General features: G+C 68.5%; 18 protein-coding genes. 12 read left to right on the top strand and 6 right to left on the bottom strand.

Features of this window, described 5'->3' with window-relative positions; genetic code table 11:
* Positions 1 to 4: 4 nt before the first annotated feature.
* From HT102_RS02935 to HT102_RS02925, 3 genes are read right to left on the bottom strand one after another with little or no spacing between them, the layout of a single operon-like run.
* Positions 5 to 955 (bottom strand): metal ABC transporter permease, encoded by a 951-nt coding sequence (locus HT102_RS02935; protein WP_192037881.1) that lies wholly within the window; start codon positions 953 to 955, stop codon positions 5 to 7.
* Positions 956 to 957: 2 nt separating this feature from the next.
* Positions 958 to 1,743: a metal ABC transporter ATP-binding protein gene (locus HT102_RS02930; protein WP_192037880.1), complete on the bottom strand. Its 786-nt coding sequence runs from the start codon at positions 1,741 to 1,743 to the stop codon at positions 958 to 960.
* Positions 1,740 to 2,684, bottom strand: coding sequence for a metal ABC transporter substrate-binding protein (locus tag HT102_RS02925; protein WP_192037879.1), 945 nt, complete (start codon positions 2,682 to 2,684; stop codon positions 1,740 to 1,742). The genes HT102_RS02930 and HT102_RS02925 overlap by 4 nt, the downstream gene beginning before the upstream one ends.
* Positions 2,685 to 2,796: 112 nt before the next feature.
* On the opposite strand from HT102_RS02925, the gene HT102_RS02920 reads away from it, so the two are divergent.
* Positions 2,797 to 3,798: a bifunctional riboflavin kinase/FAD synthetase gene (locus HT102_RS02920; RefSeq protein ID WP_192037878.1), complete on the top strand. Its 1,002-nt coding sequence runs from the start codon at positions 2,797 to 2,799 to the stop codon at positions 3,796 to 3,798.
* 36 nt (positions 3,799 to 3,834) lie between these two features.
* Here HT102_RS02920 and HT102_RS02915 read toward each other — a convergent pair whose 3' ends face one another.
* Positions 3,835 to 5,061, bottom strand: a complete 1,227-nt coding sequence (locus HT102_RS02915) for an NYN domain-containing protein (RefSeq protein ID WP_192037877.1) — start codon at positions 5,059 to 5,061, stop codon at positions 3,835 to 3,837.
* A 288-nt stretch (positions 5,062 to 5,349) separates the two neighbouring features.
* Here HT102_RS02915 and rpsO point away from each other — a divergent pair, with 288 nt between their 5' ends.
* From rpsO to HT102_RS02885, 6 genes are all read left to right on the top strand, one after another.
* The gene (rpsO, locus tag HT102_RS02910; protein WP_192037876.1) at positions 5,350 to 5,619 is read left to right on the top strand and encodes a 30S ribosomal protein S15; all 270 of its coding nucleotides are present in this window, start codon (positions 5,350 to 5,352) and stop codon (positions 5,617 to 5,619) included.
* Positions 5,620 to 6,065: 446 nt separating this feature from the next.
* On the top strand, positions 6,066 to 8,327 hold the full coding sequence (locus HT102_RS02905; protein WP_192037875.1) for a polyribonucleotide nucleotidyltransferase: 2,262 nt from the start codon (positions 6,066 to 6,068) through the stop codon (positions 8,325 to 8,327).
* Between the two features lie 70 nt (positions 8,328 to 8,397).
* On the top strand, positions 8,398 to 9,732 hold the full coding sequence (locus HT102_RS02900) for a M16 family metallopeptidase (RefSeq protein WP_408611295.1): 1,335 nt from the start codon (positions 8,398 to 8,400) through the stop codon (positions 9,730 to 9,732).
* A 63-nt stretch (positions 9,733 to 9,795) separates the two neighbouring features.
* Positions 9,796 to 10,554 (top strand): 4-hydroxy-tetrahydrodipicolinate reductase, encoded by a 759-nt coding sequence (gene dapB, locus HT102_RS02895; RefSeq protein ID WP_192038029.1) that lies wholly within the window; start codon positions 9,796 to 9,798, stop codon positions 10,552 to 10,554.
* A gap of 56 nt (positions 10,555 to 10,610) precedes the next feature.
* Positions 10,611 to 11,006 carry a hypothetical protein gene (locus HT102_RS02890; RefSeq protein WP_225443172.1) on the top strand — a complete coding sequence of 132 codons (396 nt, stop codon included), beginning with the start codon at positions 10,611 to 10,613 and terminating at the stop codon, positions 11,004 to 11,006.
* A 3-nt stretch (positions 11,007 to 11,009) separates the two neighbouring features.
* Positions 11,010 to 11,474: a flavodoxin family protein gene (locus HT102_RS02885; RefSeq protein WP_192037873.1), complete on the top strand. Its 465-nt coding sequence runs from the start codon at positions 11,010 to 11,012 to the stop codon at positions 11,472 to 11,474.
* Between the two features lie 32 nt (positions 11,475 to 11,506).
* On the opposite strand, the gene HT102_RS02880 is transcribed toward HT102_RS02885, so the two are convergent.
* Together HT102_RS02880 and HT102_RS02875 are read right to left on the bottom strand one after the other, a co-directional pair.
* A complete protein-coding gene (locus HT102_RS02880) occupies positions 11,507 to 12,115 on the bottom strand; it encodes a toxin-antitoxin system HicB family antitoxin (RefSeq protein ID WP_192037872.1) in 609 nt (202 codons plus the stop codon).
* A 79-nt stretch (positions 12,116 to 12,194) separates the two neighbouring features.
* Positions 12,195 to 12,632 (bottom strand): SRPBCC family protein, encoded by a 438-nt coding sequence (locus tag HT102_RS02875; RefSeq protein WP_192037871.1) that lies wholly within the window; start codon positions 12,630 to 12,632, stop codon positions 12,195 to 12,197.
* 117 nt (positions 12,633 to 12,749) lie between these two features.
* Between HT102_RS02875 and thyX the strand changes: the two genes are divergently transcribed.
* From thyX to HT102_RS02850, 5 genes are all read left to right on the top strand, one after another.
* Complete coding sequence (gene thyX, locus HT102_RS02870; protein ID WP_192037870.1) at positions 12,750 to 13,502, top strand: FAD-dependent thymidylate synthase; 753 nt, start codon at positions 12,750 to 12,752, stop codon at positions 13,500 to 13,502.
* Between the two features lie 129 nt (positions 13,503 to 13,631).
* Positions 13,632 to 14,540 (top strand): 4-hydroxy-tetrahydrodipicolinate synthase, encoded by a 909-nt coding sequence (gene dapA / locus HT102_RS02865; protein ID WP_192037869.1) that lies wholly within the window; start codon positions 13,632 to 13,634, stop codon positions 14,538 to 14,540.
* The gene (locus HT102_RS02860) at positions 14,540 to 16,354 is read left to right on the top strand and encodes a ribonuclease J (RefSeq protein ID WP_192037868.1); all 1,815 of its coding nucleotides are present in this window, start codon (positions 14,540 to 14,542) and stop codon (positions 16,352 to 16,354) included. Before dapA ends, HT102_RS02860 begins: the two co-directional genes overlap by 1 nt.
* A 339-nt stretch (positions 16,355 to 16,693) precedes the next feature.
* Entirely contained in the window at positions 16,694 to 19,441 is a 2,748-nt protein-coding gene (locus tag HT102_RS02855) for an FtsK/SpoIIIE family DNA translocase (protein WP_192037867.1), read from the top strand.
* Between the two features lie 203 nt (positions 19,442 to 19,644).
* Positions 19,645 to 20,730 (top strand): TerC family protein, encoded by a 1,086-nt coding sequence (locus tag HT102_RS02850; RefSeq protein WP_192037866.1) that lies wholly within the window; start codon positions 19,645 to 19,647, stop codon positions 20,728 to 20,730.
* The last annotated feature ends 25 nt before the right edge of the window (positions 20,731 to 20,755 follow it).

Raw genomic sequence — 20,755 nt, 5'->3', positions numbered from 1 at the left:
GGCGTCACTTCGCGGTGTCGTTCCGCGCCGTCGTGGCGCTGCTCGGGGCGGGGCGCTGTGCGGGGCCGCTGCTGGTCGCGGGCGCACCTGCATCCGTGGTGGCGGCGGCCCGGGATCGCTGCCAGCGCCGGGTGAGCAATCCGTGGGCCGGGCTGAGCAGGTAGGCGGCGGCGAACGCCACGGACTGAGCGAGCACGACCATCCCGCCGGTGGACGCATCATAGTAGTACGAGGCGTAGATCCCGGTGGTGGAGGCGATCACCGCGATGACAGGGGCGATGACCAGCATGCGGGAGAAGCGATCGGTCAGCAGGTAGGCCGTCGCTCCCGGGGTGATCAGGAGCGCGACAACGAGGATCACTCCCACTGCCTGCAGCGCGACGACGATGGTGACCGCGAGCAGTACGAGCAGCAGCGCGCCGAGCCGGGCAACGGAGACCCCGACGGCCTGGGCGTGCGCCTTGTCGAAGGCGTAGAGGGTGAGGTCGCGCCGCTTGACCAGCAGGATCGCCGCGGTGATCGCGCCGAGCACGAGCACCTGGATCATGTCGCTGGGCGGGATGCCGAGCAGGTTGCCGAACAGGATGTGCATGATGTCGACCTGCGACGGGTTGCGCGAGACGAGGACGAGGCCGAACGCGAAGAGCGCGGTGAACACGATGCCCATCGCGGTGTCCTCCTTGATGCGGCTGGTGTTGCGCACCGCGCCGATGAGGGCGACCGCGAGGAGGGCGAAGGCGAGCGCGCCGACCGCGAAGGGGGCGCCCACGATGTAGGCGAGGGCCACGCCCGGAAGGACGGCGTGCGATATGGCGTCGCCCATCAGGGACCAGCCGACGAGCACCAGCCAGCAGCTCAGCAGCGCGCAGACCACCGACGCGACGATGGCGACGATGAAGGCCCTCTGCATGAACTCGAACTGCAGCGGGTCGAGGAGGAGATCGAGGACGTTCATCGTCAGCTTGCCAGGGCTGCGGGGATGGTGCCGCGCGGGGCGAGCGGATTGGCCCCGAAAGCGAGGGCGAGGTTCTCGGGGCGCAGCACCTCCTGGGGCGTGCCGTGGAGCATGATGCGGCGATTGATCAGGGCCGCCTCGTCGCACAGCGCGGGCAGCGACGAGAGATCGTGGGTGGAGACGAGGATGGAGCGGCCCGCGGCGGCGAGATCGCGGAGCAGGTCAACGATCATGGCCTCGCTGGTCTTGTCGACGCCAGTGAAGGGCTCGTCAAGGAGCAGGACGGAGGCGTTCTGCGCGATGGCGCGGGCAACGAAGACGCGCTTGCGCTGCCCGCCCGAGAGCTGTCCGATCTGCCGGTCGGAGAACGCCGCCATGCCTACCCTCTCGAGGGCCTCGGCCACGGCGGCGTGATCGGCGCGGCGGGGGGAGCGCAGCCAGTTCTGGCTCCCGTAGCGCCCCATCATGACGACATCGCGGACGCTCAGGGGGAAGGTCCAATCGACCTCCTCGGACTGCGGCACGTAGGCGATCAGGCTCTGGCGGCGCGCCTTGGCGGCGGGCAGCCCGGCGACCCGGATCGTCCCCGCCTGGGGCTTGGCGAGCCCCATGATGGCCTTGAACAGGGTGGACTTGCCGGAACCATTGGTGCCGATGAGCCCGCACACCCGGTTCCAGCCGATGGAGAGATCGACGTCCTCGAGCGCGGTGAGGGCCCGGTAGGAGACCCGGAGCCCGCTGATATCGAGGGCGGGCGCGGCGGGGCGGCCGAGCGGGAATGTGGTCATGGCGTGGTCAACCCTTCGATGATGACGGTGACATCGTGACGCAGCAGGTCGAGGTAGGTGGGGACGGGGCCGTCGGGCTCGGACAGCGAATCGACGTAGAGGATGCCACCGAAGCTCGTGCCTGCCTCGCGGGCGACCTGCTGCATCCCGCGGTCGGAGACGGTGGACTCGCAGAAGACGCTGGGCACCTCGTTGTCGCGGACGAAATCAACGAGCCGGGCGATCTCGCGCGGCGCGCTCTCCTGCTCCTGGTTGACCGCCCACAGGTACTGCTCCTGCAGGCCGGCGTCGCGGGCGAGGTAGCTGAACGCGCCCTCGCAGCTGACCAGGGCGCGCTGCGCGGGCGGGACCGAGTCGAGGGCGGTGATGAGCTCGTCGCCAATGCGCGCGACCTCGGCCTTGTACTCGTCGGCGTTCGCGCGGTAGTCCGCGGCGTTCGCGGGGTCGAGGTCGGCGAAAGCAGCAGCGATGTTATCGATGTAGACCTGCGCCTCGATGGGGGACATCCAGGCATGCGGGTTGGCCTTGCCCTCGTAGTCGCCGGCGGCGATGGCGATCGGATCGATCCCCTCGGACACCACCGAGTGCGGAGCGCCGGCCGTCGTGACGAAGCGCTCGAACCAGGACTCGAGCCCGAGCCCGTTGTCGAGGATCAGCGAGGCCTGCTCGGCGGTGCGCAGGTCGGACGGGGTCGGCTCGTAGCCGTGGATCTCCGACCCGGGCTTGGTGATGGACTCGACGACCAGATGATCCCCAGCGACGTTGGACGCGATGTTGGCGAGCACGGTGAACGTGGTCAGCACGATGGGCTTGCCCGATGCCGCGCTCGTCGGCTCTCCGGGGCCATCGCTCGCGCACGCGGGCACCGCGAGGATCGTGGCAAGGGCGACCAGTAGCGGGGCCACTCGCGATTTCGTCCATCGAACCCTAATGTTCGTCATACCGGAATTTAATCATCGGGAGTCCTGCTTTGTCCATATCGGCGCGCCGGTCATCCATGTCGCGGCGATGTCGCATTGCGCGTCGCCACCGCGTCCGTCGTAGGCTTTGCATGTGCAGACGTGGCCCCAGGAACAATGGCGTGGACAACGATGGCGCGGCCTCTCCGCGATACCGGCGGACTGGGGCAGATGCGTCCTGACCATCGGAGTGTTCGACGGCGTGCACCGCGGGCACGCCCGGCTCATCAGCAAAGCCGTCGAGGAGGCACGCCGGCTCGGTGTGCCCAGCGTCCTCATGACCTTCGACCCGCACCCCTCGGAGGTCGTGCGCCCCGGCTCCCACCCGGCACAGCTCTCCACCCTCACCCGCCGCGCGGAGCTCGTCGAGGAACTCGGCATCGACATCTTCTGCGTGATGCCCTTCACCCTCGAGCTGTCGCGCCTCTCGCCCGATGCGTTCGTCCACGAGATCCTCGTCGAGCGCCTCCACGTCGCCGAGGCCGTCGTCGGCGACAACTTCACCTTCGGCCGCAAGGCTGCCGGCAACGTCGACACCCTCCGCGAGCTCGGCCAGCGCTTCGGCTTCGGCGTCCACGGCGTCGGGCTCCTCGCCGAGCACGAGGTCACCTTCTCCTCCACCTACATCCGGTCCTGCGTCGACGCGGGGGACATGGCCGCGGCGACCGAGGCCCTTGGTCGCCCGCACCGCATCGAGGGCGTGGTCGTGCGCGGTGATGGCCGGGGCAAGGACCTCGGGTACCCCACCGCCAACATCACCCCGCCCGTCCATACCGCGGTGCCCGCCGACGGCGTCTACGCCGGATGGTTCACCGTCCTCGGGCCCGGCACCGTGCCCGGGACCACCATCGAGCCCGGGCAGCAATGCCAGACCGCTATCTCCGTGGGCACCAATCCGACCTTCTCCGGCACCACCCGCACCGTCGAGGCGTTCGTGCTCGGCATCGATGCCGACCTCTACGGCCAGCATGTGGCGCTCGATTTCACCCATCGGCTGCGCGAGCAACGCCGCTACGACGGCGTGGAGGCGCTCATCGAGGCGATCGACGCGGATGTGGCCCGGACCCGCGACCTGCTCGGCGAAACACCGCGGTAGCGCTCGGTACTGCTCGGCGCGCCCCGCGCGGGGCCGCTAGACGCGACGGATGCGCATCCGGATCTCGGCGAGGAAGCCATCCCGCAGCACGATCCGGGCCTCGTCGGGAACGAACTCGACACCGAGCGCCGAGCTCGCGAGGTGCAGCATGTCCGAGTCCACTCGCTGCGGAAGCTGATGGCTGCTGGCGAAATAGTCACCGATGCGTGACTGCTGCTCCTTCGACGACGCATCCCACCAGCGCTGCGCGTAGCGCTCGCCGATCCTCCTGGGCTCGCCCTGCGTGTCCACGACGAGCTGCGCCCCAACAGGGCTGAGCACCGAGAGCGGGATCAGGTCCGTCTCGCGGACCGCCTGGCGCTGCGGGATGAACCGGGGCATCACCCGCGGGGACGGCCCGGGCGGACGTGGCGCGGGAACGGGCTCGGCGGCGGGAGAAGGCTCGTCAGGCGCTGGTCCGGCCACGACCTGCTCCGCGCTGGGAGGGGGCGCGCTGGCCGGTTCCGTGCTGGCCGGGGGAGCGGCGCTGGTGCCGGCATCCGCGGCCGCGGGCACCGCGGCCGGGTGCTCCACGGACGGGGAAGCGGGCGAGGCGGCGGGCGCGGGCACGGCAGGCGCGGCGCCGCCATGGTCGGGAGCCACGGGAGCTGGCTGGGGCTGGCCCATGTCGGACTGCGAGAAATCGATCGCGGGACCATCCACCGGTCGGCCCCGGTACTGGAGATCGAGGAAGATCTGGGGATCGAGCTCGAGCACATGGTCCGCCGTGCCCTTGAGCCTGCGCGAGACGGTGTCGCCCCCCGCGAAGTACCACACGCACGTGCGGATGCCCTCCTCGGCGGCGGCTTCGATCGCGGGCACGAGGTCCCCATCGCCGGCGAGGATGATGACCTCCTCGGTGGTGCGCCGGACCGCTGCGGCCACCACGTCGGCCACGAGGCGGGTATCCACGCCCTTCTGCCGGGCGACGCCGTCCATGAAGTGCAGGGTGCCGGTCCGCAACCACGCTCCGGGGGTGTCCCGGATGAGTTGGTGGTGCATCACGGGAGAGCCGTTCTCGGGCTCGGCGTCGTACCACATCTGGCGGAGCACCCGGATATCGGGGTGGTGCCGCTGGGCGAGCTCGCCGATCAGCCGGATCAGCGCTACTTGATCGATGCCAAGCTGCTGGCGGTGCGCCTTGCCCGTCATCTCCTGCAGCGTGAGCCAGAGGTAGCCCGCGTCGACGTACATGATGGCATTGGCAGGCCTGGGCTGCGGCATCGGTTGCTCACCTTCTCCATGGTTGGTACCGGCCCGGCGGGGAGGCCCCGCCGAACTTACCCAACCGTAGACCGAGCATGGCCGCATTCGCCCAGAGCTGGCCCCCCGAGACGGCTTTGGAGAGGCGAGCGCGGAAGTGATAGAGTACGCGCTCGGTCCGGCTGCGGTTCGCGGCGGCCTGGCCATCGGTGTCGCCCCGGCGCGGCGCGGTCCGCGCGACGGATCGTGGGCAAGCGCGAGGGCACTGCCGATCACATCACGCGGACTGATCCTGAGGAGAAGCAACCAGTGGCACTCGATACCCAGACCAAGAAGGCCGTCCTGAGCGAGTACGGCCTCCATGAGACCGATACCGGCTCGCCGGAGGCGCAGGTGGCCCTGCTGACCACCCGCATCATCGGCCTGACCGAGCACCTCAAGATGCACAAGCACGACCACCACTCGCGTCGTGGCCTGCTGCTGCTCGTCGGCCGCCGCCGTCGCCTGCTCAAGTACTTGCAGCAGGTCGACATCGAGCGCTACCGCGCGCTGATCGGTCGGCTCGGACTGCGTCGCTAGGACGCCGCCCAGCACGATACCTGGATTCGGGCCGGTGCCTGGTCCCCTGCACGGGGGCCAGGCACCGGCCCGTTGCGGCCTCCGGGGATTCCCGCGCCGTGATGGCGCGCGATGCACCCTCGTCCTGGTAGTCTGCGGATGGCTGGGCACGACCACGTGCACCCGGCCGCATGCCGCGAGGGCACGCAGTCCCCTCTCGGGTCGGTCCTCGGTAGTGGCCGCCGGAGCATCGCTCCGGCCGCTTCGATCGAAGGCCGCGGCCGCGAGGGGCGAACGCGAGGACGCCCGCCGGCCGCTTGGCGAAAGCGGCCAGGGAACCTCCCCTGTCCTGCGTCCCCTCACCCCGGCATGACCACACTGCTGCCCTGCATGCGCGCAGAGCCCGCATGACCCGGCAGCGAGACGGCCGCGCGAGAGCGCGGCGCAAAGACGAGAGTGAGTTATACATGACCGAAAGCCACGATTCCGAGCCCCGAATCTTCGAGAGCTCCGTCGTGCTTGACAATGGCCGCTTCGGACAGCGCACCGTGCGCTTCGAGACCGGCCACCTCGCCCAGCAGGCCTCCGGCTCCGTGGTGGCGTACCTCGACGAGGAAACCATGCTGCTCTCCGCGACCTCGGTGTCGCGGCAGCCCAAGGAGAACCTCGACTTCTTCCCCCTCACGGTGGACGTCGAGGAGCGCATGTACGCCGCGGGCCGCATCCCGGGCTCGTTCTTCCGCCGCGAGGGACGCCCGTCCACTGATGCGATCCTCACCTGCCGCCTGATCGACCGGCCGCTGCGCCCGACCTTCGTCGCGGGCCTGCGCAACGAGGTCCAGGTCGTCGTCACCGTGATGAGCCTCGATCCGCAGCACCTCTATGACGTGGTGGCCATCAACGCCGCCTCGGCCTCCACCCAGCTCTCGGGCCTGCCGTTCTCCGGCCCCATCGGTGCGGTCCGGGTCGCCCTCATCGACGGCCAGTGGGTCGCGTTCCCCACCGTCGCGCAGCTCGAGGAGGCCGTGTTCGACATGGTCGTCGCCGGGCGGATCGTGGCGGGCGAGGGCGACAACGCCGACGTCGCCATCATGATGGTCGAGGCCGAGGCCACCGACAACGTGATCGACATGATCGCCAAGGGCGCGCCGGCCCCCACCGAGACCATCGTTGCCGAGGGGCTCGAGGCCGCCAAGCCTTTCATCGCGAAGCTGTGCGAGGCCCAGCAGGCCCTCGCGAGCGGCGCCGCCAAGGAGACCGGCGAGTTCCCGCTCTACCCGCCGTACGAGACCGATGCCTTCGAGGCTGTCGAGAAGGTCGCGGCGAAGCCGCTCTCCGACGCGCTGTCCATCGCGGGCAAGGCCGAGCGCGAGGCCCGCCTCGACGAGCTCAAGGCCGAGGTCCTGTCCTCGCTCGCCGAGCAGTTCGCGGGGCGCGAGAAGGAACTGGGCGCGGCATTCCGGTCCCTCACCAAGAACCAGGTGCGCCGCCGCATCATCCAGGATCACTTCCGCATCGACGGCCGCGGTGTCACCGACATCCGCTCGCTCGCTGCCGAGGTCGCGATCATCCCCCGCGCGCACGGCAGCGCGCTGTTCGAGCGTGGCGAGACCCAGATCCTCGGCGTCACCACGCTCGACATGATGAAGCTGGCGCAGCAGATCGACTCCCTCGGTCCCGAGACGTCCAAGCGCTACATGCACCACTACAACTTCCCGCCGTACTCCACCGGCGAGACTGGCCGCGTGGGCTCCCCGAAGCGTCGCGAGATCGGCCACGGCGCTCTCGCCGAGCGGGCCCTCGTGCCCGTTCTGCCCAGCGTCGAGGAGTTCCCGTACGCCATCCGGCAGGTCTCCGAGGCCCTGAGCTCCAACGGCTCAACCTCGATGGGCTCGGTGTGCGCGTCCACGCTGTCGATGCTCAACGCGGGCGTCCCGCTGAAGGCGCCGGTCGCAGGCATCGCGATGGGTCTCGTTTCCGATGAGATCGACGGCGAGATGAAGTACGTGGCGCTCACCGACATCCTCGGTGCCGAGGATGCGTTCGGCGACATGGACTTCAAGGTCGCTGGCACCAAGGAGTTCGTCACGGCCCTGCAGCTCGACACCAAGCTCGACGGCATCCCGTCGTCCGTGCTCGCGGGCGCCCTCAGCCAGGCCAAGGACGCTCGCCTGACCATTCTCGAGGTCATGGCCGAGGCGATCGATCGGCCCGACGAGATGAGCCAGTACGCGCCGCGGATCACCACCATCAAGGTGCCCGTGGACAAGATCGGCGAGGTCATCGGCCCCAAGGGCAAGATGATCAACCAGATCACCGAGGAGACCGGCGCCTCGATCTCGATCGAGGACGATGGCACCGTGTTCGTCGGTGCCACCGATGGCCTCTCGGCCCAGGCGGCGATCGACCGCATCAACGCGATCGCGAACCCGCAGCAGCCGCTGATCGGTGACCGCTTCCTCGGTACGGTCGTCAAGACCACCGCTTTCGGCGCCTTCGTGTCGCTGCTGCCCGGCCGTGACGGCCTCGTCCACATCTCCAAGCTCGGTGGCGGCAAGCGCATCGGCAAGGTCGAGGACGTGGTCAATGTGGGCAGCAAGCTCCAGGTCGAGATCACCGACATCGACAACCGCGGCAAGATCAGCCTGACCCCGGTCGAGGACACCGAGGAAGGCGCCCCGGCGAGCGGCAGCAACGACACCGCCACCGCGGGCACTGCCGCTGAGTAAGCAGCACAGCAACAGGGCGGCCCCGGTCCACGATGACCTGGGCCGCCCTGCTGTCCGCGGCGACACAGACATCGCCGGACAACCACTAGGGGAGAACCACGTGGACGCCGTGCAGCGCACAGTCCTGCCCAGCGGGCTGCGCATCGTCACCGAGCACATGCCCGGCACCCGCAGCGCCGCAGTGGGGCTGTGGATCGGCACAGGCTCGCGCGATGAGCATCCGAGCCACGCCGGCGCGGCCCATTTCCTCGAGCACCTGCTGTTCAAAGCGACCCCAACGCGGAACGCGCAGGACTTTGCCGAGACCATGGACGCCGGCGGCGGCGAGCTCAATGCCTTCACCGCCCGCGAGCACACCTGCTTCTACGCGCACGTGCTCGACACCGACCTCGAGCTCGCCATCGATCTGGTCACCGACGTCGTGCTGCGCGGACGCTGCCTCTCCGCCGATGTCGAGGTCGAGCGGGGCGTGGTCCTCGACGAGCTCGCCATGCGTGACGACGATGCCGATGACATGCTCGGCGATGCGTTTCTCGAAGCGATCCTGCCCGGCCACCGGCTTGGGCGGCCCATCATCGGTTCCGTCGAGTCGATCGAGGCGATGACGCGCCGACAGCTCAAGGGATTCCACCGAGCCCGCTACCAGCCCGAGCACATGGTGCTCGCCGTGGCCGGCAACATCGAACACCGCGATGTCGTGGGCATGCTGCGGCAGCACGCAGCCGAGGCAGTGGAGGGCCAGCACCACCCTGCGCCGCGCCGTGCCGGTGACCTCGCGCTGCGGCCCGAGCCTGTATTGACCGTGCATGAGCGCGACACCGAGCAGATCCATGTGGCTCTGGGCATGCGATCCTTCGGGCGGCATGACCCGCGACGCTGGGCGCTCTCGGTGCTCGACAACGTCTGCGGCGGCGGCATGAGCTCCCGGCTCTTCCAGGAGGTGCGGGAGAACCGGGGACTGCCCTACTCGGTCTATTCGAGCGCGCACACCTTCGCCGATGCGGGAGCGCTCGGCATCTACGCGGGCTGCCACGAGGACAACCTCACCGAGGTCATCGAGGTGGTCGAGCACGTGCTCGTGGATCTTGCCGTCAACGGGATCACTGCCGCGGAATGCGAGCGGGCGAAGGGAAGCCTGCGCGGCCAGCTCGTCCTGGGGCTCGAGGATGTGCAAGCGCGCATGAACCGCATCGGCCGCAGCGAGATCAGCTACGGCGACCAGATGCCGGTGGCGGACACGATCGCACGCATCGAGGCGGTTACCCTCGATGAGGTCAACGAGGTGGCCCGGGAGCTGTTCCGGCGGCCCCTCGGAGCAGCTCTGGTCGGCCCGTACGAGAACAGCGCAGCAGCGCCGCCGCGGCTGCGCGAGCTGTGTGGCCAAGGGTGGCCGGTGGGCGGGTAGCCTCGCGGGCAGCAGGCAGGCAGGATCAGAGTGGTGATCCGGATCGACAGGAACGAGGACGACATGGGTGAATCGACCGCGCTGCGGGTGGGCGTGCTCGGCGCGAGGGGCAAGGTGGGCCAGGCGATCTGCGCTGCTGTGGATGCCGCGAGCGACCTCGAGCTCGTGGCCGAGGTGGACAAGGATGACGCGCTCGACGACCTCGTGGCCGCCAGGGCGCAAGTCGTCGTCGATTTCACGCACCCCGATGTGGTGATGGGGAACCTGGAGTTCCTGATCTCGCATGGGATTCATGCCATTGTCGGCACGACCGGCTTCGATGAGGAGCGCATCGCGCGCGTGCGCGGCTGGCTCGACGAGCATCCCGGCGCAGGGGTGCTCATCGCGCCGAACTTCGCCATCGGAGCAGTCCTGTGCATGCGGTTCGCCGAGCAGGCCGCGCGCTTCTTCGACTCGGTGGAGATCGTCGAGCTGCACCATCCGAACAAGGCCGACGCGCCCTCCGGCACCGCGGCGCGCACCGCCGAGCTGATCGGAGCGGCACGCAAGGCGGCGGGGTGCGCGGACATCCCGGACGCCACCACCAGCGAGCTGGACGGCGCCCGGGGCGCGGAGGTCGGGGGAGTGCGCGTGCACTCCGTGCGCCTCGCGGGCCTGGTCGCGCACCAGGAGGTCTTGCTGGGAACCCAGGGCGAGACCCTGACGATCCGGCATGACTCGCTGGATCGCAGCTCGTTCGCGCCGGGGGTGCTCCTCGGTGTGCGGGGGATCAGTGATCGCCCGGGCCTGACCGTGGGCATCGACCCGTTCATGGACCTGTGAAGACGAAGATCGCCATCGCGCTGTTCACCGGCGCGCTGGTCTTCTACCTGATCCTGATGGGCCGGCAGGGCGTGCTGCTCGTGGGCAGCGGGGACGGACCCGCGATGGTGATGGGCGCGGCGATCCTCCTGCTGCCGCTGCTGGGCATCTATGTCACCTACACGACCCTGCGGGCCGGGTTCGCGCACGAGCGTCTCGCCCGGCTCATCGCGGCGGACGGGCTCGAGCTCGATACCTCCACCTTGCCGCGCCGTCCTTCCGGCCGGGTCGAGCGGGATGCCGCCGATGCGCTGTTCCTGCGGACCAAGGCTGATCTCGATGCCGCGCCGGATGATTGGCGGCAGTGGTACCGGGTTGCCCGGGCGTATGATATCGCAGGAGACCGCCGACGGGCCCGCGAGGCCATGGGCCGGGCGGTGGAGCTGGAAGCACGCGATCGGGAGCCGAGGTGAACGATGGCCGCGACATTGCTAGTGGTGCACCACACGCCTTCCCCGGGCACGCGCGACGCGCTCGAGGCGGTGCTCGAGGGCGCGCGCGACCCTGACATCGAGGGCGTCGAGGTGCGCTCGGTGGCTGCTCTGGCCGCCACCATTCCCGACATGCTCGGTGCCGACGGGTACTTGTTCGGCACGCCCGCTAATTTCGGCTACATGTCCGGGGCGCTCAAGCACTTCTTCGATACCGTCTACTACCCGTGCCTCGACGACGTCGCAGGCCGGCCCTTCGGCATGTGGGTGCATGGCAACCAGGACACTGCTGGCGCGGTCTCCTCGGTGCAGAAGATCACCAAGGGCTTGGGGCTCAAGCAGGTCGCGGCGCCGCTGGAGATATATGGCATGCCGGGCAAGGAGCACCGCGAGCAATGCTACGAGCTCGGGGCGACCGTCGCGGTGATGCTCGCGGAGGGCATGGCCTGACAGGACGCCCCAGGTCCGCTGCCGCAGACCGCTCAGGCGCGCTCGGCGGGGCCCTCGTTGCTGCTCGCTGGGCCAGTCGCGCCGGGGCCAGCTGCGGAGGGGCCATCGGTGCCCGTCGAGCCATCGGTGCCCGTCGCTGTTGGCGGCTGGGGCTCGCTGCGACGCTCGCGGGCGTGCGGGGGCTCCCATGACCAGGTGCTCTGCTCGCGCAGCGCGCCCCGGACTGCTTGGCCGACCCAGGAGTTCAGCGACACCCCGTTGGCGTTGGCGGCTTCCTCGGCGCGGGCCTTGATGTTGTCGACGAGGCGTAGCGTGACGCGGGAGATGTTGCCGCCGAGGTCGTCCATGGCCTGCTCGAAATCGGTGCGGTCCGGCTGCGCGCTGGCCTGGTCCGGGTCGGCGTCGTGGACGATGACGATCTCGACATCGTCGCCGTTGAGCCGGGCATCGACGGTGCTGCCCTCGAGCTCGGCGGAGACTTCCTTGGCGAAGTCGCTGAGCGCGGTGAGCAGGGTGAGCCGCAGCGTGGGCTCGGTGGCCTTGGCGAGGCTAGCCGCGATCTGCTGGGTGCGATCATCACCGAGCGCGGCTGCTGCGATGAGGTCGTCGTGGAGGCGGGTGAGGTAGCGGGAGAGATCCATGACACCACTGTGACGCCATTTCTGGCGCCAGGCAAGCGCGAAATGGCGCCACAATGGCGTCACGAGTGACGCCAAGGCGTCAGGCTTGTTCCTCGACGTACTTCGTCAAGCCCTTCGAGGCCGTCTCGAGGGCCATCTTCTGCCCGCGCTTGACCAGGAACCCCGGCATCGGGATCTTCAGGTCCACGGTGAGCTCGAATGTCAGCCGCGTGCCTGCTGAGCTCGGGGACAGCACGTACGAGCCATCCTGGGCCTTCTGCTGGTTGCTCGGCTCCACGAGGGACCACTCGACGGTGTTGTCGGTGAACCGGTAGTCCACCAGTTGCTCGTCGTTGATGCCCAGGGTCGAGATCGCCATCCACACCCGCTGCGGGCGCCCCTGCTCGTCCCGGGACCGCACCTCGACCTTGCGGTGCGAGGACGACCACTTCGGCAGCGACTCCACATCCACGAGCACTGCCATCACCTTTTCCGGGCTCGCCTTGATCTCGAACTCCGTCGATCCGTTGACTGCCATTTGCCCACACTCCTCACATGGAATCCTGGTAAGAGATAATCACTGATGCGCCACAACCCACCGGCGTGCGCCTGCCGTCCAGTGTCGAGCTGCGAAAGCACTCGTAGGAGGATATCCGTGCCAGAGATCGTGCCGTTGAAGGTGCAGCTCATCGCGAGGACAGAATTCACCCCGCCCACCGACGTTCCCTGGGAGACCGACGCGGAGGGCGGCGAGGCCCTGGCCGAGTTCGCGGGCCGGGCGTGCTACCAGAGCTGGGACAAGCCAAACCCCCGCACCGCGACCAACGCCGGATACTTGCGCCACATCCTCGAGGTCGGGCACCTGTCCGTGCTCGAGCACGGTTCCGCGACGTTCTACATCTCGGGAGTGTCGCGCTCCTGCACCCACGAGCTCATCCGGCATCGTCACCTCTCCTACTCGCAGCTCTCCCAGCGCTACGTGCCCGAGCATGATGCCAACATCGTGGCGCCGCCCGCCATCGCCGGGGACCCCGAGCTCGAGGACCTCCTGGTCAAGTCCGCCCAGATCACGCGCGACGCTTACGGGGAGCTGCTTGCCGCGCTCGAGCAGAAGTTCGCGGACATGCCCAATGCCCTGCTGCGCCGCAAGCAGGCCCGGCAGGCGGCGCGATCGGTCCTGCCCACCGCCACCGAGACCCGGGTCGTCGTCAGCGGCAACTTCCGGGCCTGGCGCCACTTCATCGGGATGCGCGCCACCGAGCATGCCGATGTGGAGATCCGCGAGCTCGCGATCGAATGCCTGCGCCAGTTGCAGGGCGTCGCGCCCAACGTGTTCGGCGACTTCGAGATCGGCACGCTGCTCGATGGCAGCGAGGTCGCAACGAGCCCGTTCGTCACCGAGGGCTGACCGCATCAGCGCCCGCCGGCGTTGCCCAGTGTGTTGCCCGGCACCTCCCTGCGGCTAAGGTGTGACAAGCATGAGACCGGAGTGGCGAGGTGTTCGGTATCCGGCAAGCTGAAAGGTAGCGTTAGCACCATGACGACGGGTGTTCCCACGCCGAGCGCGACGCGTGCGTTCGGCAGCGTATTGACCGCTATGGTCACTCCCTTCACCACGGACGGCAAGCTTGATGTCGACGGCGGCGTGAAGCTCGCTGATCATCTCGTCAAGGAAGGCTGCGATGGCCTTGTCCTCGGTGGCACAACGGGCGAGTCGCCCACCACCACCGAGGAGGAGAAGGCGACTCTGGTGCGCGAGGTCGTCGATGCCGTGGGGGAACGCGCCCGGATCATCGCGGGGGCCGGCAGCTATGACACCACCCACAGCATCGAGCTTGCCAAGCAATCGGCCCAGGCTGGTGCCCATGGCCTGCTCGTGGTGACGCCCTACTACTCGCGGCCGCCCCAAACTGGCCTGCTCGCGCACTTCCGCGCCGTCGCCGATGCCACCGATCTCCCGGTGATGCTCTATGACATCCCGCCACGGTCGATCGTGCCCATCGCGCGCGATACGTTGTTCGCGCTCGCCGAGCATCCGCGGATCGTCGCGGTCAAGGACGCCAAGGGCGATCTGAACCTCGGCGCGGAGATCATCGCTCAGTCCGGGCTCGAGTACTACTCCGGGGACGCCCCCCTCAACCTGCCCTGGCTGGCCATCGGTGCGGTCGGCTTCGTCAGCGTGGCGGGGCACTTCGCCGCTGGGCGGCTCCGCAAGATGCTTGATGCGGCGAACATCGGAGACTATGCCCGCGCGCGCAAGCTCAACGCTTCCATGTTCCCCCTCTTCCGGGCCATCGCGGCGCTCGGTGGCGTTTCCGCCACCAAGGCCGGACTGCGGCTCCAGGGCATCGAGACCGGAGATCCACGCTTGCCACAGGTCGCGCCCACGTACGAGCAAGTCCAGGCGCTTGCCGCCGAGATGCGGGCAGCGGGGGTGCTGCATTGATGTCTAGCGACAACAGCCGCCGGAGCCGCCGCGTGACACGGACCGCGGGCCCCCCGGAGCCCCCTGCCGCGCCTGCTCCGCGCGCCCGCGCCAATCCAACCCGAACGGAACCAATAGTGTTTGATTCATCCACCGCCCAGCTTGGCGCGCCACCTCCGGCCGAGCCTCGGGGGGTCCGCTTCTACGGGCTCGGTGGCATCAAGGAGATCGGTCGCAACATGACTGTTCTCGAGCACCAGGGCAAGCTGCTCATCATCGATTGCGGCGTCCTCTTCCCGGCCGACCAGCAGCCCGGGGTCGACTTGATCCTGCCGGATTTCCAGCCGATCGAGGACCGCCTCGATGATGTCGTCGCCTGCGTGGTGACCCACGGTCACGAGGACCACATCGGCGCGATCCCGTTCTTGCTCAAGATGCGCGAGGACATCCCGATCGTCAGCGCCAAGTTCACCCTCGCGCTGCTCGCCGCCAAGCTGCGCGAGCATCGGGTCAATGGGCGCTTCAACGAGGTCGCCGAGGGCGACCGCGTCACCTACGGCCCGTTCGACCTCGAGTTCTTCGCGGTCAACCACTCGATCCCCGATGCGCTCGCGGTCGGCATCCGGACCTCAGCTGGAACGTTCCTGCACACGGGCGACATCAAGCTCGACCAAGTACCGCTCGACGGTCGGCTCACTGATCTCGCGGGATTCAGCCGCCTCGGCGACGAGGGCGTGGACCTGTTGATGATCGACTCCACGAACTCGGAGCGGCCCGGGGTGCTCACCCCGGAGCGCGAGGTAGGTATCGCGCTCGACGTGGTCATCTCGCGCGCTCCCAAGCGCGTCATCGTTGCGTCCTTCGCGAGCAACGTCCACCGGATCCAGTACGTGATCGACGCCGCGCACAAGAACGGCCGCAAGATCGTGTTCGTGGGCCGCTCGATGGTGCGCAACATGCAGATCGCCGCGGACCTCGGCTACCTCGACCTGCCTGAGGGCATCGAGGTCGATCTCGACGAGGCTGCACGCCTGCCCGAGGACCAGGTGACCATCGTCTGCACTGGCTCCCAGGGCGAGCCGCTGGCCGCGCTGTCCCGGATCTCCCGCGGCGAGCATCGCAGCATCACCATCCGCACCGATGACACCGTCATCCTCGCGGCGTCGCTCATCCCGGGCAACGAGACATCCGTGCACGCGGTGATCAATGGGCTCGCGCATCGAGGCGCCAAGGTCGTCACCAATGCCGATGCCAAGATCCACGTCTCCGGGCACGCCTCGGCAGGCGAGCTGCTCTTCCTCTACAACGCGCTGCGCCCACGGCACGTCATGCCGGTCCACGGCCAATGGCGGCACCTGCGGGCCAACGCGGCCCTCGCCGAGTCCACCGGAGTGCCGCGCGAGCAGATCATGCTCGTCGAGGACGGCGTGGTCGTCGATCTCATCGATGGCGTCGCGAGCATCACCGGCCGCTATCCGGTGGGACATGTCTATGTCGACGGGCTCGCGGTCGGTGACGTGGGCGAGCCCACCCTCGCGGACCGCCTGACCCTCAGCGAGGGCGGCTTCGTCGCGGTGACGGTGGCGATCGACCCGCGCACCGGCAAGGTCATCACCAAGCCCGAGATCTCCGCGCGCGGCTTCTCCTATGATCCGGATGTGTTCGAGGCCGCTGTTCGCCGCGTGCAGACCGAGCTGCGACGCCTCGAATCCGATGGCGTCACCGACACGCATCGGATCGCGCAGGCGGCGCGCCGCGCAGTCGGCAAGTGGGTGGCCGAGACCTACCGCCGCAAGCCCATGATCGTGCCGACGGTCATCGAGGTCGAGCGGTGACCACTGTGGCGGTGTGACCGCCAGCGCGGCGGCGTGGCAGGGGCTCTAACGATCCGGTCACGAAGGTGTCGCGCAACTCACTGCACGCGGGCGCGCATGGCTTAATCACAAGCATGCGCGCCCGTCGCTATTCCATTGCCCGGATCGGTGCGCCCTCGCGGCGCCTCCAGGCTGCGAAGACGTGCGCGCCCCGGATCACGGACGAGCGCGCGATGCTGTTCCCGCGCAACGGGAATCGTTCGCGGAACCGGTGATATGCCGCACAACAACCATTACGACTTGGTTGTGACCGCTGAGGCGCATGGTCCTGATGGGGTCCGAGCGGCTAACGTGACAGTCATGCCAGCCAGGACTCAGACTCGTTCCACCCGCACGCAGTCGACTGCACGCGGTGCCGGATCGCGCTCATCAGGTAGCCCTGCCCGCAGTGGGTCCACCGGGGCCAAGAGCACATCCGCTCGGTCCGCCACGACCCGTTCCGCGCCCGCGCGCTCCGCGGCGCCCCGCTCGAACCGAGCTCGCACCCATGCCGGCGGGTCCGGCCGGTCCGGGGCGAGCCGCCCGCGCAAGGGGCGCGCGCCGGCCCGCCGGGCCAGCACCGGCCCCTCGGTGGCAGGCCTGCTCGGCAAGGGCATCGCCGCCTCCTGGACCCTCACGGCCCGTGGCGTCGGCGCGACAGCCCGGACCGTAGGCAAGGCCCATGAGATCGAGACCGCCCACCGCCGCGATGGCGCGGGGCTCGCGCTGATCTCCGTCGGCCTCATCGTCGCGGTCAGCGTCTGGTTCGACGCGGGTGGTCCGGTGGGGGAGTGGGTCAACCTGGCTTTCCGCTCGCTGTTCGGTTCGCCGACCGCGCTCGTCCCGCTCGTGCTCGGCATGCTCGGCGTCATGCTCATGCGCACCGAGCCCCACCCCGAGGCGCGGCCGCGCCTCGTGCTCGGCAGCGGCCTCGTCGCCGCCGGGACGCTCGGGCTGTGGCACGTGCTCTCCGGGCTTCCCGCCACGATCGAGGGGCAGCGCGCAGCCGGGGGAATCCTTGGCTATGTCGCCGGCTGGCCCCTGACCGAGGGGCTCACCATCTGGCTGGCCACGCCGTTGCTCGTCCTTGCGCTGCTCTATGGCATCCTGCTGCTCACCGGCACCACGATGCGGCAGGTGGCGGATGCTATTGGCCGTGTCGTGGCCAAGGTCACGCGCACCGACGCGGCGGGCGAGGAAGCCGCCCAGGTCGCGGCTCCGCGCGCCGAGCAGGCCGCGAAGGCCAAGCTTCCCCCGCGGAAGCGCCCGCAACCGATCGCCCCGGGCGGGCCCGAGGGCGATGCCGGCCCGAGCGACGGGACGCCCGCGCCCGCGCAGCCAGCGAATGGCGATCCGGATGCGGCGCAGCCCACCCTCGACGACGTGCCCCTCGACGATCCGTCGGTGCAGCAGTCCACGGCGGCCGGCGAGCCATCCAAGAAGGAGCACCGGAGGCTGCAACTGCGGTTCCCGATCGGGGGCCGCGGCAACAACCAGGCCCGCGATGGAGAGAACGCCGGAGCGAACGCGCCCAAGGCGCCACCGGCGGAGAAGGCAGCGGGCAAGATCGTCGATCGCAAGCCCGTGGGCAACTACAAGCTGCCGCCCGGCAAGCTGCTCGTCAAGGGTGATCCGCCCAAGCTGGGCGGCCCTGCCAATGATGCGATGATCGACGCGATCAGCAGCGTCCTCGACCAGTTCAAGATCGACGCGGCGGTCACCGGGTACACCCGCGGGCCGACGGTGACGCGCTACGAGGTCGAGCTCGGGCCGGGCGTGAAGGTCGAGAAGATCACCCAGCTCGCCCGCAACATCGCCTACGCCGTCGCTACCGACAACGTGCGGCTGCTCGCGCCCATCCCGGGCAAGTCGGCGGTGGGCATCGAGGTGCCCAACACCGACCGCGAGATGGTGCGCCTCGCCGACGTGCTGGCAGCCCCCTCGACGCGCCGCGATCACCACCCGTTGGTCATTGGCCTCGGCAAGGACATCGAGGGCGAGTTCGTCGCCGCGAACCTGTCGAAGATGCCGCACATGCTGGTCGCCGGTTCGACCGGGTCCGGCAAGTCGAGCTTCGTCAACTCGATGCTCGTTTCGCTGCTCGCGCGCTGCACCCCGGACGAGGTACGGATGATCCTCATCGATCCCAAGATGGTCGAGCTCACCCCGTACGAGGGAATCCCGCACCTGATCACGCCGATCATCACCCAGCCGAAGAAGGCGGCGTCCGCGCTCGCCTGGCTCGTCGAGGAGATGGAGCAGCGCTACCAGGACATGCAGGCGAGCCGCGTGCGGCACATCGATGACTTCAACGACAAGGTGCGCTCGGGCGAGATCAAGACCCCGCCCGGCAGCGAGCGCGAGTACCGCCCCTACCCGTACATCCTCGCGATCGTCGACGAGCTCGCCGACCTGATGATGACCGCTCCCCGCGAGGTCGAGGAAGCGATCGTGCGCATCACCCAGAAGGCGCGTGCCGCGGGAATCCACCTCGTGCTCGCCACGCAACGTCCCTCGGTCGATGTGGTGACGGGCCTGATCAAGACCAACGTGCCGTCGCGGCTCGCGTTCGCCACATCCTCGCTGACGGACTCGCGCGTCATCCTCGACCAGCCGGGCGCCGAGAAGCTCATTGGCATGGGCGATGCCCTGTACCTGCCCATGGGCGCGGGCAAGCCCACCCGGTTGCAGGGCGCGTTCGTCACCGATGAGGAGATCCACCGGATCGTCGAGTACTCGAAGAAGCAGGGCGAGCCCGAGTACGAGGAGGGCGTTACCACGGCCAAGCCGGGTGACAAGAAGGATATCGACTCCGACGTGGGCGATGATCTCGATCACCTGCTGTCGGCCATCGAGCTCGTGGTGAGCAGCCAGTTCGGCTCCACTTCCATGCTGCAGCGCAAGCTGCGCGTTGGGTTCGCCAAGGCCGGGAGGTTGATGGACCTGATGGAGACCCGCGGCATCGTTGGCCCGAGCGAGGGCTCCAAGGCCCGCGACGTGCTCGTCAAGCCGGATGATCTCGAATCCGTGCTCGAGGCTGTCCGCAATGGCGCCGAGAGCGTGACCTAGGACTGGCCGAGGTGTGTCGTCGACCATCCCTGGGTGCTGCGCAGGCCCAGGGGTGGTTTAATGAGAGCACCGAAGGGGAGTATCCCGAGAACGATGGTGTCGTCATCACGACCGCGAAAGCAGTCCGGTGCCATTGGTTAGCTGATCATGCTAATGGGAGAGACCTCCGGAGTTCCGTCTTGTGACCCGGAGGTTTTGCACTGATGAATGTCCCCCTATGGATCTGGCTCGCGACGATCGCCGTGATCGCCGCCCTGTTCGTCTTCGACTTCTACGCCCACGTCAAGACCCCGCACGCGCCGACGCTGCGCGAGTCCGGGTTCTGGTCCGCCGTCTATATCGGCATCGCCATCATCTTTGGCTTCGTGGTGATGGGCGTATGGGGCACCCGCTACGGGGGCGAGTATTTCGCCGGTTACATCACCGAGAAGGCGCTATCGGTCGATAACCTGTTCATCTTCGTCATCATCATGGCCACGTTCTCGATCCCGCGCGAGTACCAGCAGAAGGTGCTGCTCATCGGTATCGCGATGGCCCTAGTCATGCGTGGCATCTTCATCGCCGCGGGCGCGGCCGCGATCAATACCTTCAGCTGGGTGTTCTACCTCTTCGGGCTCTTCCTGCTCTACACCGCCTACAAGCTGATCAAGGATGCGATGTCCGGCGGGCACGACGGCGCGGAGCAGAAGGAATCCAAGATCATCCAGTTCGCCCGCAAGGTGCTCCCCACCACCGAAACCTATGACGGCGACCGCATCATCACCAAGATCGACGGCAAGCGGGTCCTGACGCCTCTCGCGCTCGCGCTCATCGTGATCGGCTTGACCGATCTGCTCTTCGCGCTCGACTCGATCCCCGCGATCTACGGCCTGACCCGCGAGCCCTACATCGTCTTTACCGCCAACGCCTTCGCGCTCATGGGCCTGCGGCAACTGTTCTTCCTCATCGGCGGCCTGCTCGAGCGGCTCGTGTACCTCTCCCACGGCCTGTCCATCATCCTCGGCTTCATCGGCGTCAAGCTGATCCTGCACGCCCTCCACGAGAACGAGCTGGCCTTCATCAACGGCGGCGAGCACGTCGCCGTGCCCGAGGTATCCACCGGCCTGTCCATGCTGTTCATCGTCTCCGTGCTTGTCATCGTCACTGTGGCGAGCCTGATGAAGACGCGCCACGAGAAGATCGTGCTCGACGAGGAGAACCAGGCCGAGGAGAGAGCAGCGGAGAAGGCGGCCGAGCTCGAATCAGCACGGGAGTCACGGGATCGGTCTCCCGGGGACGGCCAGGCATAGGCAGCTGAACGCGGTTGCGGCCCCG

The sequence above is a fragment of the Lolliginicoccus lacisalsi genome (assembly GCF_014841105.1).
In the GTDB taxonomy this organism is placed as follows: domain Bacteria; phylum Actinomycetota; class Actinomycetes; order Mycobacteriales; family Mycobacteriaceae; genus Lolliginicoccus; species Lolliginicoccus lacisalsi.
Note: the sequence above shows the minus strand (reverse complement) of the source record. Positions and strands in the feature narration are given on the sequence as shown.

What these genes read in the sequence shown, in the direction of transcription:
- HT102_RS02935 (WP_192037881.1), bottom strand. Translation starts at nt 955, where the DNA reads ATGAACGTCCTCGATCTCCTCCTCGACCCGCTGCAGTTCGAGTTCATG.
- HT102_RS02930 (WP_192037880.1), bottom strand. Translation starts at nt 1,743, where the DNA reads ATGACCACATTCCCGCTCGGCCGCCCCGCCGCGCCCGCCCTCGATATC.
- HT102_RS02925 (WP_192037879.1), bottom strand. Translation starts at nt 2,684, where the DNA reads ATGACGAACATTAGGGTTCGATGGACGAAATCGCGAGTGGCCCCGCTA.
- HT102_RS02915 (WP_192037877.1), bottom strand. Translation starts at nt 5,061, where the DNA reads ATGCCGCAGCCCAGGCCTGCCAATGCCATCATGTACGTCGACGCGGGC.
- HT102_RS02905 (WP_192037875.1), top strand. Translation starts at nt 6,066, where the DNA reads ATGACCGAAAGCCACGATTCCGAGCCCCGAATCTTCGAGAGCTCCGTC.
- dapB (WP_192038029.1), top strand. Translation starts at nt 9,796, where the DNA reads ATGGGTGAATCGACCGCGCTGCGGGTGGGCGTGCTCGGCGCGAGGGGC.
- HT102_RS02890 (WP_225443172.1), top strand. Translation starts at nt 10,611, where the DNA reads ATGGGCCGGCAGGGCGTGCTGCTCGTGGGCAGCGGGGACGGACCCGCG.
- HT102_RS02885 (WP_192037873.1), top strand. Translation starts at nt 11,010, where the DNA reads ATGGCCGCGACATTGCTAGTGGTGCACCACACGCCTTCCCCGGGCACG.
- HT102_RS02880 (WP_192037872.1), bottom strand. Translation starts at nt 12,115, where the DNA reads ATGGATCTCTCCCGCTACCTCACCCGCCTCCACGACGACCTCATCGCA.
- HT102_RS02875 (WP_192037871.1), bottom strand. Translation starts at nt 12,632, where the DNA reads ATGGCAGTCAACGGATCGACGGAGTTCGAGATCAAGGCGAGCCCGGAA.
- dapA (WP_192037869.1), top strand. Translation starts at nt 13,632, where the DNA reads ATGACGACGGGTGTTCCCACGCCGAGCGCGACGCGTGCGTTCGGCAGC.
- HT102_RS02860 (WP_192037868.1), top strand. Translation starts at nt 14,540, where the DNA reads ATGTCTAGCGACAACAGCCGCCGGAGCCGCCGCGTGACACGGACCGCG.
- HT102_RS02855 (WP_192037867.1), top strand. Translation starts at nt 16,694, where the DNA reads ATGCCAGCCAGGACTCAGACTCGTTCCACCCGCACGCAGTCGACTGCA.
- HT102_RS02850 (WP_192037866.1), top strand. Translation starts at nt 19,645, where the DNA reads ATGAATGTCCCCCTATGGATCTGGCTCGCGACGATCGCCGTGATCGCC.